Raw genomic sequence first — 16,066 nt, forward strand, 5'->3', positions numbered from 1 at the left:
CAGATCGTGATGTTGCAAACGAAACGTGGCTCGCGCGAGCCGAAAGGGCCGTCCTCCGAAACCGACGCGCGCGCCTGGGCTTCCGAGAGCTCCGCCCGGCTTCGCGGGCACAAAAAGGGTGGACGATTGACGAGCGGCTTCGCTCTAGGAGTGTTCTTTGTGGCGCTTTATGTCGTTCTGAGCGCGGCAGGCGAGGTTTATGCGGCATCGTATTTTCAGCAAGCCGATGTGTTCGTGGCGCTCCTGCTGTCGTTCGCTGTGGTTTGTCTGACGTTCAACTTCTTGGCGCGCCACGAGGGAGGCGAAGCAAGAGCCGGAAAATGGTCGCTCCTTGTCTTCGTTGCACTCAACGTCGTGACGGCGATCAGCTGGATCGGACTATTTATAGGACTGAAATACGCTGAACCTGCGATCGTGGTCGCTTTCATGGTGGCGTTGGGGCCCGCCGCAACAGTGTGGTTAAACGCCCTGATCAGGCGCAGGGGCGCCCCGCCAACATCCGATATTGTCGTGAGCGCCGCGATTGCGACGATCGGGACTTACATGATTTGGATCTCGGCCAGCGGCAATGCGGGCGTGGAGTGGGGGGCCCGATCGTCCTTTGGCATCGTCTTGGCCATCGTGGCCGGCCTATCGCTCGCCCTCACAAATATACTTGTCAAGGTGCTGTTCGACCGTGGGTTTTCCGGCCGACAGGTCCTGGCGCATCGCTTTTATGGAACCATTCTCTTGCTGCTGGGGCTGGTCGATCATTCATCTATCGTGCCCGAGATCTCGCAGCATTGGTTTGCGATCGCAGCAATTGGGCCGTCGACGATCGTTTTGCCTTTGCTGTTGATTCAGGAGGGCATTCGCCGCGTAGAGCCCTTCACCGTCAACATGGTCCTGTCCACCGCCCCCATCGTCACCTTCCTGTTCCAGTACTTCGATTCTCGCATCGTGCCTTCGTCACATACGTTCGTTGGAAATGTCCTCATTACGGCTATCGCTGTCAGCAACATCTACTTGCAGTATCGGAGATCCGCATGAAAGAACGTAAATGTGTAGTCGTGGACGCATACTCTACGGGTCGCTACCTTCCCGAAGAATTCAAGCGCTATGGAATTGGGACCGTGCATGTGATGTCGGCCGCACAGATTCCACCTATATTCCAAGCGCATTTCAATGAGGATCTGTACGATGAGGTCATTCGCCCCGGCGAGCGCATGGAGTATGATGACATCGTTGAATATCATCTTCAGGCGCTCCATGGCAGAGAAGTCGAGTTCGTTATCGCCGGCTGCGAGTCTGGAGTTGAACTCGCCGATTCGTTGTCAGAGCGGCTGGGCTTACCTTCAAACGGGACCGCTCTATCGGCTGCTCGGCGTGACAAAGCGCGATTGTCTTGCGCGCTGACCTATGCCGGTGTGCGATCGATCAGACAAGTCGTGTCGGACAATGCTGTAGAGATCGCAAGCTGGAGGCGCGAAGCGAACTTCGACGAGATCGTGATCAAACCTCTGAATAGTACGGGCACCGAGGATGTATTCTTTTGCTCGACAGATTCCGATATTCAGCGTGCTCTAAGCGCGATTGTCGGGAAGACGAACCGTGTCGGAGCATTGAATCGTTTTGCTCTCGGACAGGAAAAAATAAACGGTCAACAATACACAGTAAACGCCATCTCGATCCACGGAGATGCCTTCGTTACGGAGGCCTGGACCTATGACACCGTTCCTATCGAGGGGGCATCATCGGTCTGCTCACTCGAGAGATTGTTGGACGGCAGCGAACCAATCGTTCAGGAGCTCTCCGACTACCTGAAACGTGCGTTGCAGGCACTTCAGATCCTCGAGGGACCGGCTCATGCCGAGATTATTGTCGATCATCGGGGGCCCGTTCTGGTGGACTTCGGGGCGAGGCTTCAAGGGACTATGTCGGCAAAAGCACGAACGATGGCGTTGGGGCATAACCATATCACACTGACCGCTTGGCGCTACGCAGATCCCGAGGGCTTTGGTGAGTACATGAGGATGCGCGGGCCGTACAAGCGGAACGCGCACGCACTCTGTGTCTCCCTGATCTCCGACAGGGGCGGCGTCGTTGCCGGCTACCCGGGACTCCAAGCAATCCGCAAACTCCCGAGCTTTGCGGATGCCATCGCATTCGTTCCAATGGGTGAAGAGCTGGTTCCGACCATCGATTTGGCGTCGACACCAGGCATCGTCTATCTCGTGAATAGCGACATGAATCAGCTTAATGATGACTATCACAAGTTGCGAGCAATGCGAATGGATCAGGTGTTCGAATTGGTGGCGCGGGATAGCCAGTGATGGCAACTGAAGCAACCTTGACCGGAGCGAATCCAGCCCGCGCGGCGATGATCGGCGTAAGCGACTTCGACGGTGTGCTGCGAGGCAAACACCTCTTAGGTGAAGATCTCTCTGGTCAAGACAAAGTCATCAAGTTCTCTGAAGCAGTGCTGGCGTGGGATTGTTCGGATCGGGTCATTCCGATCAGTTTCACGCAGCAGCCGTTATCAGCATTTGGGGATGCTGATCTGCGTATTCTGTCTGCCACCGGCCGTTCGGTGTCTGACGTCGGCAATCAATATCTCTACCTTGCCGAGTTCACAGGCGCACATGAGAACATCTGCCCGCGGGGTGTTCTGCGTAAAGTCCTGAGAAGGGCTGCTGACCTCGGATACAGATGCGCTGTCGGGTTCGAGTTTGAATTCATGTTGTTCAAGGAGAACGCCGATACAATTGAGGATAAGCCGTTCAGCGAATGGGTTCCTTTAACACGGGGCCCGTTCGGCTACTCGATTATGCGCTCCGTTGCTCAACATGAGCTGTTCGATGAGATCTTGGCGCTTTGTGAGAAAGCTAGAATACCTCTCAGCGGACTGCACTTCGAAACCGGACCGGGCGTGGTCGAAGCGTCACTTCGTCATTGTGATGCGTTGGAAGCGGCCGATCGAGCAACCATATTCAAATCGATGATAAAGGCCTGGGCGCAAAGGCGAGGCATGATGGCTACATTTATGGCCAAGGTTTCCGAGGATTGGCCGGGCCAGTCCGGCCATATTCACATTTCGATGTCCTCGGATGGTCAGAATGCGTTTCACGACAGCAATGCGGTCGGCAACTTCTCAAAGCTTATGAGGCAATTCATCGCCGGACAATTAAACTACATGAACGAGTTTTGTGTGCTCGCTGCGCCGAACTTCAATAGCTACAAGAGGTTTGTGCCTGGCTGCTGGGCACCAATCTGTCCAAGCTGGGGAGTTGACAACCGCTCCTGCGCGGTTCGCGCTATCTCGGGAGAGCCATCCGTCCATCGTCTGGAATATCGGCTGGCTGGCGCAGACGTGAACCCCTATCTTGCGCTCGCATGTGCCATTGGTTCCGGAATATTGGGAGTCGAGACAGGTGTGGCACTACCCGCGTCGATCGCCGGCGATGCAAGCGTGGAAATGACTGCGAGACTACCTCAAGGCCTATCAGAGGCAACTTCTCGTTTTGCACAGTCAGCAGCAGCGAACGAGGTTTTCGGCGAAAGGTTTGTTGAAGCATTTTCTTGCTCGCGCCGTTGGGAATGGGACGCCGTTCAAAATCGAGTGACCGACTTTGAACGTCGGAGATACTTCGAGATCATCTAGCTTGTGTTGACAGTTCTATGCCTCATTCCTCTCGCAGCCATGTGAAGGGCGCGTCTCTCGTTAAGAACCGTGGGGAGCTGATGAGATCTGCTGCCAACTGCTCTGTGGCCGCAATTGCGATTGCTTCGGTGCGACGCAGGTAAGATGTGCTCGATTTTTTCAAGAAGGAAGGCAAAAGGGGAATATTTGTCCAGTGGGGCGAAGCCGAAGAGCAGGACGCGCCCCGCGCGGCGCTCTGAATTCCCTGCCGGCGAAGAGGGGCCAATCACTTTTGGTCCTGGATTCATGAGAGCGAGAAATGCTGCGCAGTCTATTTCGCGAAGCGTAAAGGATTGTCCCTCAAGCGCCGCATGAGGGTATCGCGCAGAACCGCCCCTGCATATCTTGGGATGCGCGCGTACAAAGGCTGCAACAATGATCTTGCCTTTATCGGCTTCGAACGGGTGAGCGCATCACGCGAAAGGCCAAAGAACTTTAGGGAAGGCCGTAAGAAAGTACTCCTCCGGTGAGGGCCCCCGGTGAGGCCACCTTCGCTGGATAGCCGATTTGCGATCAAGCAGCGTGAGTGACGCACGCGCGCTAGGACCGGACCGTCGTAGAACGCGATCTCTCCGGTGAGTTGAAGGGTCGTCTCGCCCCTGTCCTTCTGATTGATCGCCTTGAGCGACGTCTCCGCGGCTGTCCTGATGGGTGCCGTCGAGCTTGAGGAAAATCGTACCAAGCTAGCCAAGTCTTAAAAACATGGCAGAGCTTGCTCTTGGCGGTGCAGTTGAATCCAAATGAGCGGGTCGCCACTAAAAGTAGCCGAGCTGGGATCAACAGCGCGCTACATTGCTCCGCCCCAGAAAGATGTGACGGGCCCACCGTCAGGCAGTGCCACAAGACTAGCGGTTCGACCACACCGTCAATGTCAATCAGTGCCGTCTTCGGTTTTGACGGGCTCTACTGCGGATTCCGACGAAGTCGCCCAGGCGTACCGATATGAAGTCGCCCGTGGATTCCGAGACGATGTCGCCCACCTTTCCGATTTGATCTCGCCCAGCGGCGAGGCGTTCTGGCCGGCTGGTTCTCTGGCATCGGTCAAGCCGCGCGGTCAATCTGGAATCGCGACTTCAACCTTTTTTCTTCTTCTGCGGTTGCTGTGGGCATGTGGGCAACGCGATTGCGTTGTCCAAGCGCAGCGGCATGTCCACAGCGCTCAGGTCTTTCGGGCGGATTGCCGGGTTCGGCGCAGGCTCTCACCGGTGAGGTCGAGCCGATGGGCATTGTGGACGAGGCGATCGAGCACGGCGTCGGCATAGGTGGGATCTCCAATGAGCAGATGCCACTGGTCCACGGGGAGCTGGCTGGTGACGATGGTGGAGCGATGACCGTAGCGATCTTCGAGGATTTGCAGGAGGTCGTGACGGGCGCCGGCATCGAGCGGCTCGAGCCCCCAATCATCGAGGATCAGCAGATCGACACGGCCAAGGCTGCGCAACAGGCGTGGGTGACGACCGTCGCCGCGGGCGAGCGCCAGATCGTCGAACAGGCGCGGGACGCGCTGATAGAGCACGGAGCGATTGTCGCGACAGGCCTTGTGGCCGAGCGCCGAGGCGAGCCAACTCTTGCCGACGCCTGCCGGGCCGCAGATCAGGAGATTGACGTGGTCGTCGATCCAACGGCCCTCGACAAGCTTGGCGAACAGCGGGCGGTCGAGACCGCGCGGGGTGCGATAGTCGATGTCCTCGACGCATGCCTGCTGGCGCAGCTTGGCGTAGCGCAGGCGAGTGGCGAGCCGTTTGTCGTGCCGCAGCGAGGCTTCACGTTCGAGCAGCAGAGCAAGCCATTCGGCGTGACTGAGGCTGCCAGCCTCACCGGCGGCTTCAATGTCGGCGAAGGCCTTGGCCATGCCGTGGAGGCCGAGGGCGTTGAGGCGGTCGAGGGTCGGATGGGTGAGCAAGGGACGGTCTCCTAATTGTAGTAGCGCGGTCCGCGGATGTTGGCATGCAGGATCGGCGCATCGTCCGCGGAGCGCTGGTGAGCGGGACGCCGATCGAGATTGTTGGCGAGGATCGACTTGACCGAGCCATAGGTGCGCGCGCCGATGTCGATCGCCCGCGCAGCCGCCGCGTCCAGCCGTTCGCGCCCATAGGAGGCGGCGAGCCTGAGGATGCCGAGGCAGGCGCGGAAGCCTTGTTCGGGGTGCGAGCGCTCGTCGAGAATGAGGTCGCACAATGCGCTGGTTGCCGGCCCGATCGCGGCGGCGTCCTGACGGATACGCCCGATAGTCCAGCCGGCGTAGCGCCGATGGCTGGAGGCCATGTGCTCCGGCACGGTGGTGTGCTTGTGATTGCCACTCATGCGCTGATGCGCGGCAATCCGCTCGCCCTTGTGGAAGATCTCGACGGTGCGGGCGGTGAACCGCACCTCGACCTCGGCACGCGCGAAGCGATGCGGAACGCTGTAATAATGCTTCTCCACCTCGACGTGGTAGTCGAGGCTGACGCGGCGGATCCGCCACTCGGCGAGCACGTAGGGGCTCGCCGGCAACGGCTTGAGCGCCGGCCGGTCGATCTCCTCGAGCAGCCGGCGGCGCGTCACGCCGAGCCGCCGGATCGGCCGCTCCTCGTTGAGCCTGGTGAGCAACTCGCCGATCGCTGCGTTGACCTCGGCGAGGCTGTAGAAGACGCGGTGGCGCAGGCGGCCGAGCAGCCAGCGCTCGATGACGAGGACGGCCTGCTCGACCTTGGCCTTGTCGCGCGGCTTGCGAGGTCGCGCCGGCAAGACGGCCGTGCCGTAATGCGCGGCCATCTCCGCATAGGTGCGATTGATCTGCGGGTCGTAGAGGCTCGCCTTGATGACTGCGACTTTGGTGTTGTCAGGCACCAAGAGCGCCGGGACGCCGCCGATCGCCGCGAAGGCGCCAACATGGGCGCTGATCCAGTCGGCGAGCCCCTGCGTCCACGTCGCCTGCGCGTAGGTGAAGCTTGAGGCGCCGAGCACGGCGACGAAGATCTGCGCCGTCCTCCGCTCGCCGGTGAGGCGGTCGACCACCACCGGCACGCCGTCGCCCGCGTAGTCGACGAACAGCTTGTCGCCGGCCGCGTGCGCCTGGCGCATCGTCACCGACAGGCGTCCCTCCCAGGCGCGGTAAAGCTCGCAGAAGCGCGAGTACCGGTATCCGCCGGGCTCGGCGCCGATGTACTCCTCCCACAGGATCGACAGCGTCACATGCTTGCGCTTGAGCTCGCGGTGCACCGCCGCCCAGTCGGGCTCGGCGATGCGGCGATGACCCTGCCGGTTACCGTTGCCGGTCTTGGCGAACAGGCGGGCCTCCAGGGCCGCGTCCGTGAGTTCGTCGGGCAACGGCCAGCTCAGGCCTGCGGCCTCGAATCGCCGGATGGTCAGCCGCACTGTCGAGGGCGCCGCGCCCATCCGCCGAGCAATCTCGCGGCTCGGCAGCCCAGCCGCCTTCATCCTGATCACATCGCGCACACGGCGCATCGCAAGCCTCTCCGTCGGCATCCAGGGTCCCCCTTCGCAAAACCGAAAGGTTGACCCTATGGGAGCCAGAAGAGGTCTCGTCACCCGGGCGACATCATCCCGGAATGGTGGGCGACATCATCTCGGAACGGGTGGGCGACTTCAAATCGGAATGGTGGGCGAGATCATCTCGGAATCCTGGGCGACATCGATCGGAATCCGCAGCTCTACAGGAGAGTACGCTTTAATAGACAAATGAGAAAAAATCGGCCGCTGAAATACACCCGCGATCGGACGTAGATGAGTGCGGCTGAAACATCGTCTCATCCTGCCTAATCTCGCCGTCGACCCAGCAGACTCCACTCGTCAGACGCTGCATCCGGGTAATGCAGCGTAGGAGTGTGGTCTTGCCGCACCCTGGAGGACGGACAAATTCCCGTGAGTCCCTTGCGTGAACGCTGAATCGAAACCAGCGAACAGTTGCGGGAGATCAGCTGAACGGCGACTGCGATATAACCCAGCTCTGCTCCCTCACGTGCCCGCACCTGGGCCGTTTACTTCTACAAAAATAACGACAAGAACAGTCAGAAAGGCGACAATCAGAACCCCGCCGAGGATAGCTGTATTGCTTGAGCGCGGCGTCTCTGCAGCTAGGAGATTAAAACGCGGGGCGGCAGGATTGCACATCCCGTACGTCACAAGGGGGCGTTAAGCCTCTCAGCGCCATCGAGGATATTGACTGTCGGGCGTTGGGGCGTGCGGATCATACATATAAGGCTGGGTTCCAGCCCCGCGGAATTGCCAGGCAGCTTGACCGGCCGGAAGTTGTCCGCCGGTTGACCGGGTGCGGCTAGCGTCGTTTAGCTGTCGTAGGGGCCGCCATTCCTGAAGCTTGGTGGCACCTCTCGGGGACCATTCTGCTTGAATGTCGCCACAGCTTTGACGCTCGAAGGACTTGCGCCAGCGGCAGCACTCGTTGCGTCTGAAAGTTCAGGTGCAAGCAGCATCAAAGTCAAGTGGAACAAGATAAATCGGATCAGCCTCATTAGAATTGAGATAGTCGCTGCGGCCTGCGTTCTTTGCGCCAGCTCCTGCTCGTTATCCAGCAATTTACGTGCCTTCAGAAATGCGGTCCGGGTGGCCTAGGCCAGACCGTGCATTGCGATTACATGGCTTTCTCCCGTCACACGCTGGCCGCATGCAAGGCCTTGAACGGCCGAGCCGAGATCAACTCTTTCGCCCGCGAACTCGTGGCCCACCACCATGGGCACAGGCCACCGTTTTACGAGCCCACTCGTCCCAGCGGAAAATATGAATATCCGTACCGCAAATCCCGGTCTTCTTGACCCTGATCAAGAGATTAGTCGGTCCGATCATGGGCACGGGTTCGTCGCGTAGACAGAGTCCGGGCTCAGACTTAGCCTTGACGAGCGCCTTCATGTTAGAAACCTTACGCTTTAATTGATGCAGAGCACTGCGATCGCGCGCGTTTGCGTAGGCATCAGTGGCGATGGCGCAATTGCTTGCGGCGATGCGAGCGGAGGCAGCGAATTCCATACCAACGTCCGGTGGAATCGCTAAGCGCCCTCTGCAATCGCCCGCGAGGTGGCTTCACGTCTTCGGGAATCGCCTGCCGTAAGATTTTTGACACGGTATGGGCCGAGCGTTCCTGTGGCCGCGAAGGCTCGGAGAGATTCGTAGGGATCGCCGGCTTCGGGGGCTTTTCTGCCCGGCCAGCGATCCGCCCAGCTCAACAGGATCATCCCGCGGCGCGGCTCCCGCACCTCACCGGCAGTTCGCGGGGCTCCGGGGCGGCAGGACAGCGAAGGATCGTTGAAAGCCTCCCCGGGGTAAATGCCGAGCGTCGGAAGAGTGAACCATCTCACTCAACGTTGTGCGGATATTTACCTTCGGGTGGCTGTTGCGCATCAGCCAGCTCGGGCTAGCGCTTTCGCAACCGCTAGCTCCCCGACATCAACCGCGTCCCGTCCTGTCGCGAAGACGACATTCCACTCCAAGAAGCAAGACGAGCCGCACAATTCTTTGGCCTGGCTTTTGCTACCGCAGGTTTTTTGGCCACGCGGTCGGTGCATTCAAAGCGCTAGATCGGTAGGGCCACAGTTCGGCACTGGCAGCGCAAGGAGGCACTATGCAATCCGGCGATGGGGATGCACCATCGATCAAGACTATCGATCTTCAGGACCACTCGAGAGTCCTTGCGATCCTAACAACCGCATTCACGATGTGTCCTTTGTTGAGGTGGCTGTACCCTGAACCGCGGGAGTACCTGCAGCATTTTAACGGGCTTCTTAAGCATCACTGCGGCAGTCCATATTCGAGCGGCGCATACCTTAGCGAGGGCGACAAGGGAGCCATCTTATGGGACACAGCTGGCGAAAAGCGCGACAACACCAGCATGATGGAATTCCTTCTAAAGAGCATTCCTGCGCACCGTCGTTCCGAAACCGAAAGACTTTTTGAAACGTTCGGTAAATAGAGGGTAACAAAATGCCAAAACTCAAAATAGGAGAGCTTCCGGACGACAAGCCGGTCAAAGTAAGTGCGGAGCTGCCTGCGGCGGTGCATCGTGATCTCATTGCATATGCAGAAGCGCTTACGCGTCAGGGTGGTCAAGTGGTCGATCCGACTAAACTCATCGCCCCCATGTTGGCGCGCTTTATGGCCACTGATCGAGGATTTTCTAAGCTGAAACGTGAAGCCGCTGGCGAAGGACAGTGATGCTCCAGTTTCCTCGAAGCCGTCGGTCGACGCTAAATAGTTTGCACGCATCAAGCTAGGCGCTGCCGAGTTGGCCTTAAGAGCTGAGATATCGGGTCGGAAAGTGTGTTTTCGCGTTTACCCTAAACAACTCCGATTGCCAGATTTTCTCGATTTTCAGACGCGAGAGCGCTGGGCGTCGTCGCGCAGTCATTCGGTCACCTTCAGGCGCGTTACACTGCTCCGGCCATCGACGCTGACGGGCACCTCACCCTCGATCGTGGCCCGACGTACGACGCGATGCTGGTCCCCGTAATCGTTGACCGCGTAATGCTGCGTTGCGCGGTTATCCCATATCGCAATATCCCCCTCTAACCAGTTCCAGCGCACAGTGTTTTCGGGCGCGGTGATGTGAGACTGAAACAGGTCGAACAGCTTTTGTCCGTCGTATTTGGGGACATCAACAAACTGCTTCACCAAGGCGCCGAGCACTAGCGTCCGCTCGCCTGTTTCGGGGTGGACGCGTACGACGGGATGCTCCGTCTCAAAAACCGCTTTGGTGAACACCTCGTCAAAGTGCTTCTTGTCGACCTCGCGGAGACGCGCGATCCCAGCGTAATCGAAAACGTTGCTGTGAACGGCCCATAGGCCCTCGGCGAGCCGTTGTAGTGGCGACGGCAAACCAAGATAAGCGGCAGCTGTGTTAGACCACACGGTGTCGCCTCCGAACGTTGGCATTACCACGGCCCGCAGGACCAAGATCTTGGGATAGGCGTCGGCAAAGGTCCCATCCGCATGCCAAACGTCGGCGCGACCGCCACCGCGAGTGGAGTCCAGTTCGAGGAGCGACGCCCCCTTGGTAGCGCCGAGTATCGGATGTGGCACTAGCTTTCCCAGACGAGCGGAAAAGCGCTCCTGCTCGGCGTCATTGAGATGTCCTTGATTGCGGAAGAAGATCACCTTGTGCTCTAGCAATAAGCTGTTGATCGCAGCTATCGCGTGATCCGGTAGATCGCCTGATAGCTTGATATTTTTGACTTCGGCACCGATGCGCGCTGCACGTTTCACAATATCCGCGCTCGGAATGACGCCACCGATCAAAGTCATTGCGCTGATCTCGCTTTTCCAGGCCCTGGCAGGTCTCCCCCACCCCCTTGGAGCGAATGATCTTCAGCAAGCATCGTGCCAATCGAAAGACCAGCATGTCCTCGACAGTAGGCGCTGAACGAGTCGTGGTCTTTGCCGCGAGTCATCGAACGCCATCGTGCCATATCAACGTGTTCGAGAGTATTTGCTGGTCTACATGCCTCGGATGGTCATAGCGGGTATGTCCGCATTGTGAATCAGCTGACCGTTCCTCAAGGGTGAGATGCGAGTGAAGCGTGAGCATTTGCTGCTTTATGGTTCTGTTTCTTGATAGATTTGTTTTAGGCAATGGCCATGCCAGGCGACGCTGGGCAAGCCACAACGCCGAATGGGCTTTTTGAGAGTTCGCGTACTATGCCCACTGTACTCGACCTGACATGGGATTTGGGCCTCTGTCAGAATACCGACAACTCTCCACATCCTTTAGTAAGCTCAAGCTGACTGTTCCATTGGCAGACTCGCGAGTTAGTTGACGGCCCGAGTTAATCTCCCTAATTGCCGTTGGAGCCTGTGAGAGTTGCAGATGTAAGATCGCTCTCTGTCGAGCGGCGCTCTTGGCGGCAGTTATGCACATTATCGTCTCGGTCCTGAAGTAGGATAAAAGCTGCAATTTCCTGGTCCTGTGCCAGTTTGCTCGCCGCTAGACCGGTGGAGAAGAATGCGATCAGGCACGGGGGGTGGCTCATCTTGCGCTTGCCTTCCACAATGTGATCGCGACGAAATCCGCGGGAGCATCGCTGACCGCCCACGGCATCGCACGTCACGTCTCATGGAGATTCGTCAGCCGCGTCACGATCTGAAGCAGGCGATTCAGACTCTCGAAGAATTCAATCGGCCCATGGGCGTGGACCGCGATGTAAATTCCCTGTCGGCACCATATGTTCGGCTTGTGGCTTGCTGGGAGCAGGATGGCGTCTCGCAAGCCTCTGCGCCAGTAAAGATCGCCAGAGCGGTCCGATTGGGCAATGCGCGATTGCGGATTGCTAAGTTCACTTCGCCGGCGGCTTGCCCAGCGTCTCTGTCTCCTGGACAATAGACCGAGCCGCCGCCATGGCGCGGAACGTCGTGGCACCGGCGGTAGGGCTGGTCTACAGCGGCTCGTGCGGTCGTTTGTTCCGCAATGTCCGGAAGTATCCCAATTTCCAGGAAACGGATGCTTTCTCGCGCACTTAAGCGCTGATAGCGGAACGACCGTGCAGCTTTTCGTGAGGCTATGGGCACGGCCCCCTTGGCACACTGGGCCCAAAGCTACCTCACTTGCTCGCCAGTTCTCTTGATCCTTCTCAAGCGATGCCCTTCTGCAGCAGTAGAGCAGGCGCGCCTGCCGCGCTGCGCTGGCAAAGGCGTTCGTGGTCGACGATTCTAAGACGGATCAGCTTCGGGCAAGGCCAGGAAACTGAAATCGCATCCATCTTCCAGGGATCCGGCGAGTACCGTGGTTCAAGAGCCGCCCCTCCTCATTGCCTCGATGCTGGCTCGGGCGAGCCCCCAATCGTCAGACTTCAGAAGGGCAACTTCCACATGAAATAGAGAAGCGCAGCGATTGCCACCCAGAAAAGTATGCCGCGGAAGATGAAAGCGAGCGCCATTTTAATCGCCATCTTGCCCAAGCCGCTGCGCCATGGCGATTCCATCGATCGCGTCTGCCAGCCCTTCCAAGAAAGTCCGATACCACGCGTCATCGTCGGGAAGGTCCCACTCTCGTAGGCTGCCGACGTAACGCGTCAGAGCAATCACGCCCGCGATCGTGGTTGGCGTTGAACGGATGAGCACGTTCCCATGCTCCGCGAGAGCATGGTTCCTTTGACAGCTAATTTCGTCGGCGGCATCAAACTCGGGCCCCGAATCGAGCTTCGCCGATACGGACAGGGCCGCATCGTAATGCGCCAACAGCTCGCGATGACGCTCGATCACTACGAAGATTAGATCCCGATCGGCTGCAGCAGTCGACTGGGGGGAAATTTCCTGCAATGGCAATGTTGGCCCCAAGTAAGTAGCAGGCCTACGTTAGCATCGTGGCCATGAGGATAACCAGCGTAGAGGGCCTTCATCTGCGGTATTTCTGCTCGATCGGCTTGACATTCAGACGAGGTCACCGGCTCCATTTGGAGGTCGAGAAGTTTCGCGGACGACTGCGCGAGCCTTACTCGCCGGAAAACGACTCCGCTCTAGCTGTTCCCGATGTAAAGCTGCATATTTTGCCCATATCAGAAGTTATTATCTCGCAGTGGATGCGCTTGCATACGCGTCCGCATTCCAAGGGGCGGGCGAAAATGAGGTTGATTGCAATAGTTGCCGGTCTGTTGCTGCTCGGCGCGATCAGGCAAGCAGACGCGCGCGGGGGCATGGAGGGCGCGTCAGCTACGGAGGCGGACATCACACTACCGGTCATGGGGGCAGCTATTTGGGCGGATCCGGCTCATCACACCGTGGCGGAACTTATGTCAATTCGAGAACTGGCAACCGTTACGCCATGCGACATCCCAGCCACCGCGATCCGGATGCGCCACGCGTCCGATCGTCGGAGGAATATCCATCGGGCAGTCGTCCGCCACCGCCGCTGACGATGTTCTGACGGTCGAGGATTCTGACAATCGCGGTCGGCATGTTCTGGAGAGATATCCGAAGGCCGTCAGAAGTAAGCGGCGCTTCTTGAAACAAGTTGGCGCTCCGCGCCAGCCGGCAACAGATGCGCTCGCTCTACCGTTGCCGTCGCTTCTGCTCCCGCTTTCGGCTGACGGCTGGCGAACTTGACCAGACCACAAGTTCCCTGGGCCGCCTAGCACCCGCTTGCCGAAAAGTAGTTTGGCAAAGATGGTCGGAGAAGCGAACGGCATGCTCCGAAACAGCGAACCGCGGCAGGAGTGAAGGCGCGTGAAATCTGGACAAGATTCAAAAGATTATGAAGCACTGCTTTGCGGGGTTTTGTGCCTGCGTCTGATCAGCGGCGCGCGCCGGCGTTCTTGGTGTTGAGCTGCTTTGGTCTCGATCGCTTCTCATGTGATGCTGGCGCAGAACGGTCTTTTCGTGTCACTAGCTTGGCGATAGCTCGAACCAAAGCGTCAGGGGTATCGAAGCGAGCGATTCCACGGCGAACGCGAGCCCTCTCAGAAAAGTTTATGGTTCGTTTTACTTTCCCGTCGACCGACAGCAGTACGTAATCGAGCACTGACTCGTTATGCTCAGACAGCCTGATGGCGGCAATCCAGCCCTGAGGCAGGCGTGCCCTGCGTTTGATCGACCAGTACATTGCTCGATTTTGCCTTCCGCAGCAGAGGGCTGATCGAATTGAGATGTTGACCGATCCACGCACGCGCAAGTAATCGGTCCTGTTGCTAGAGGTGATGCGGCAACCAGCTTTCCTGATGGCCATGGCGATGTGAGAGCCGAGCTTGGCCTCTTCCTCCGCCCAGCGCGGGCGCGACTCAAGAAATGCATAGTTTCGCTTGGGAGTGTAGCCGATTAACCGATACACGTTCATCATGCTGCCGAAGTGAGTTTGATAGGTGGAAGCGCAGGGAAGGCCGACCGTGCTGGCAATGATGGCAGAGCTCAGGCGTCCTTCCTTGAGTAGCGTTTTGCGTAGACGGGCAAGCATCTCCTCTTCAGTTAGATCGACACGCCGTTCCTCAATGATCTTGTCTACTTTCAGGAAGACTTCGCGTTCGATGATCGGCTCGATACATCTCTCGCTGGTGATCCAAAGCTCGGGAGGATTGTAGGTGCAGTGCTGCCGCAACTTACGTGATCGGCGGTTGAAGGTCAGGTTCCCAATGTAGTTCTCGTTTCTAAGCACCGTGTTAACCGCTGCGCGCGTCCACCGAACTCCCGTGCTCGTGAGTATGGGCCGCCGGTTTAGCTCCCGGGCGATAGTCGCTTCGGACTTTACCTGCAGAAAGCGCTCGAAGATCCACTTCACCACGGCGACTTCCTCGGGAATGCCGGGTCGCACTCGGACGTGGTCAGTCATGAGGTACTTTTGGTCACCATTCTTCAGCACGCCTCGCGATCGCTGGCTCTGATCGACAAGTTCTCGCAAGAGAGCATAGCCAGGGCGACCGCCGAGCTTGAAGCCAAGTCGGGCGAACCGGCACTGCGCAGCGTGAACCTTTGCCGAAAGCTCACGACTGTACTCGGCTGCCATTACGCGCTTGATGTTTTTGATGATGCTGGAGAGCACGCTGCCGTCATTGTCAAACTGCTCAGCACAATACACGATGTTAATGCCTGCCTGTTTGCATACAAATTCGTAATACGCGCTCTCATCGACGTCCTGAAAGCGGCCCCACCGGCTTACGTCATAGACCAGAATATGACCGAAATCCGCTTCTCCTGTTTGGACATCCTTGATCAGCTGTATAAGGCCGGCCCTGTTCTTGATGAGCAGGCCGCTCTCTCCCTCGTCGCGATAGGTTCGTACAATGGTCAGGCTATGGGCGTGCGCGTATGCCGCAATCACAGCAGCCTGATTCTGAATCGAGTATTGCTGCCTTTGTGTCGACATGCGTACATATTGTGCCGCTCTCATGCCGAGCCGCGATGGTACCGGATGAGCCTTATAGATCTCGAGCGCGTTGGCCATCATCCTCGCTCCCGAAAGTTACACCACTAAATTGGACATCTATACGACAGTTGCAGCAAGGATTACATCAATTGAAGAAAATAGCGCCGCCATCGCGGCCCGTGTCGACGCAAGGGCGACCACCTCTCTTCGCAGCTCGCGTGCCAAGGAGCTTGTTCAGGAGGCATATACAACGCCTAGCGGCGGAGGGCGCGATGGGTCCAAAAGTAACTTGTCTTCGGTGCCGCGTATATTTAGCGCATTAAGGGGTCTTATACTAAGGCTGTATCAATCCCTCTCTGTAATCCGCAATAGGTGGGAAGTGCGTGTCTCGATCGCCGCTCGGATAGGGTTGAATGCGCTGGGGCCAATGCCTGCTTTCTTTCAACTCTACTAGAAAATCACCGGCTGCTCCTCTGATCAGCCTCGTCTATTCTGGATGGAACTTACGAGTAGACGCCTCACACCGCGCGTTGCAGGTGCGAGTGTTGGTCATATTCGGTCGCGCCAGCTCGGGTCGAAGCGTGGATCATCGA

Annotated in this window: 11 protein-coding genes and 2 pseudogenes; 6 read left to right on the forward strand and 7 right to left on the reverse strand. The window is 58.1% G+C overall.

From position 1 onward, the window contains the following. Window positions 1-9 precede the first annotated feature (9 nt). From AB7M16_RS25795 to AB7M16_RS25805, 3 genes are read left to right on the forward strand one after another with little or no spacing between them, the layout of a single operon-like run. A complete protein-coding gene (locus tag AB7M16_RS25795; protein ID WP_453945455.1) occupies window positions 10-1,029 on the forward strand; it encodes an EamA family transporter in 1,020 nt (339 codons plus the stop codon). Continuing rightward, complete coding sequence (locus tag AB7M16_RS25800) at window positions 1,026-2,312, forward strand: ATP-grasp domain-containing protein (protein WP_124163816.1); 1,287 nt, start codon at window positions 1,026-1,028, stop codon at window positions 2,310-2,312. The genes AB7M16_RS25795 and AB7M16_RS25800 overlap by 4 nt, the downstream gene beginning before the upstream one ends. Beyond that, window positions 2,312-3,640, forward strand: coding sequence for a glutamine synthetase family protein (locus AB7M16_RS25805; protein ID WP_124163815.1), 1,329 nt, complete (start codon window positions 2,312-2,314; stop codon window positions 3,638-3,640). Before AB7M16_RS25800 ends, AB7M16_RS25805 begins: the two co-directional genes overlap by 1 nt. Before the next feature lie 1,198 nt (window positions 3,641-4,838). Here AB7M16_RS25805 and istB read toward each other — a convergent pair. The 4 genes and pseudogenes from istB to AB7M16_RS25825 all read right to left on the reverse strand — a co-directional run. Beyond that, window positions 4,839-5,582, reverse strand: coding sequence for an IS21-like element helper ATPase IstB (gene istB / locus AB7M16_RS25810; RefSeq protein ID WP_074448703.1), 744 nt, complete (start codon window positions 5,580-5,582; stop codon window positions 4,839-4,841). A gap of 11 nt (window positions 5,583-5,593) precedes the next feature. Next, window positions 5,594-7,126, reverse strand: a complete 1,533-nt coding sequence (istA, locus tag AB7M16_RS25815; protein ID WP_453947266.1) for an IS21 family transposase — start codon at window positions 7,124-7,126, stop codon at window positions 5,594-5,596. Window positions 7,127-7,349: 223 nt separating this feature from the next. Further along, window positions 7,350-7,529, reverse strand: a pseudogene (locus AB7M16_RS25820) (hypothetical protein); the annotation flags it as partial. Between the two features lie 730 nt (window positions 7,530-8,259). Continuing rightward, window positions 8,260-8,545: pseudogene (locus AB7M16_RS25825) on the reverse strand (alcohol dehydrogenase catalytic domain-containing protein); the annotation flags it as partial. A gap of 709 nt (window positions 8,546-9,254) precedes the next feature. Here AB7M16_RS25825 and AB7M16_RS25830 point away from each other — a divergent pair. Further along, window positions 9,255-9,602 carry a hypothetical protein gene (locus tag AB7M16_RS25830; RefSeq protein ID WP_124163891.1) on the forward strand — a complete coding sequence of 116 codons (348 nt, stop codon included), beginning with the start codon at window positions 9,255-9,257 and terminating at the stop codon, window positions 9,600-9,602. Between the two features lie 11 nt (window positions 9,603-9,613). Next, window positions 9,614-9,844, forward strand: coding sequence for a DUF2274 domain-containing protein (locus AB7M16_RS25835; protein ID WP_036030461.1), 231 nt, complete (start codon window positions 9,614-9,616; stop codon window positions 9,842-9,844). A 189-nt stretch (window positions 9,845-10,033) separates the two neighbouring features. Here the strand turns inward: AB7M16_RS25835 and AB7M16_RS25840 are convergent, their stop codons facing one another. Both AB7M16_RS25840 and AB7M16_RS25845 read right to left on the reverse strand, forming a co-directional pair. Then, the gene (locus tag AB7M16_RS25840; protein WP_124163892.1) at window positions 10,034-10,939 is read right to left on the reverse strand and encodes a TauD/TfdA dioxygenase family protein; all 906 of its coding nucleotides are present in this window, start codon (window positions 10,937-10,939) and stop codon (window positions 10,034-10,036) included. Between the two features lie 1,620 nt (window positions 10,940-12,559). Then, a complete protein-coding gene (locus tag AB7M16_RS25845; protein WP_124163893.1) occupies window positions 12,560-12,946 on the reverse strand; it encodes a hypothetical protein in 387 nt (128 codons plus the stop codon). A gap of 44 nt (window positions 12,947-12,990) precedes the next feature. On the opposite strand from AB7M16_RS25845, the gene AB7M16_RS25850 reads away from it, so the two are divergent. After that, window positions 12,991-13,533, forward strand: a complete 543-nt coding sequence (locus AB7M16_RS25850) for a hypothetical protein (RefSeq protein WP_453945456.1) — start codon at window positions 12,991-12,993, stop codon at window positions 13,531-13,533. A gap of 377 nt (window positions 13,534-13,910) precedes the next feature. Here AB7M16_RS25850 and AB7M16_RS25855 read toward each other — a convergent pair whose 3' ends face one another. Then, the gene (locus AB7M16_RS25855; RefSeq protein ID WP_453945457.1) at window positions 13,911-15,554 is read right to left on the reverse strand and encodes a recombinase family protein; all 1,644 of its coding nucleotides are present in this window, start codon (window positions 15,552-15,554) and stop codon (window positions 13,911-13,913) included. Window positions 15,555-16,066 lie beyond the last annotated feature (512 nt).

The organism is Bradyrhizobium sp. USDA 372 (assembly GCF_053629095.1).

Coding starts and splice junctions, on each gene's coding strand:
- AB7M16_RS25795 (WP_453945455.1), top strand. CDS start 10: ATGTTGCAAACGAAACGTGGCTCGCGCGAGCCGAAAGGGCCGTCCTCC.
- AB7M16_RS25800 (WP_124163816.1), top strand. CDS start 1,026: ATGAAAGAACGTAAATGTGTAGTCGTGGACGCATACTCTACGGGTCGC.
- AB7M16_RS25805 (WP_124163815.1), top strand. CDS start 2,312: ATGGCAACTGAAGCAACCTTGACCGGAGCGAATCCAGCCCGCGCGGCG.
- istA (WP_453947266.1), bottom strand. CDS start 7,126: ATGCGCCGTGTGCGCGATGTGATCAGGATGAAGGCGGCTGGGCTGCCG.
- AB7M16_RS25830 (WP_124163891.1), top strand. CDS start 9,255: ATGCAATCCGGCGATGGGGATGCACCATCGATCAAGACTATCGATCTT.
- AB7M16_RS25835 (WP_036030461.1), top strand. CDS start 9,614: ATGCCAAAACTCAAAATAGGAGAGCTTCCGGACGACAAGCCGGTCAAA.
- AB7M16_RS25850 (WP_453945456.1), top strand. CDS start 12,991: ATGAGGATAACCAGCGTAGAGGGCCTTCATCTGCGGTATTTCTGCTCG.
- AB7M16_RS25855 (WP_453945457.1), bottom strand. CDS start 15,554: ATGATGGCCAACGCGCTCGAGATCTATAAGGCTCATCCGGTACCATCG.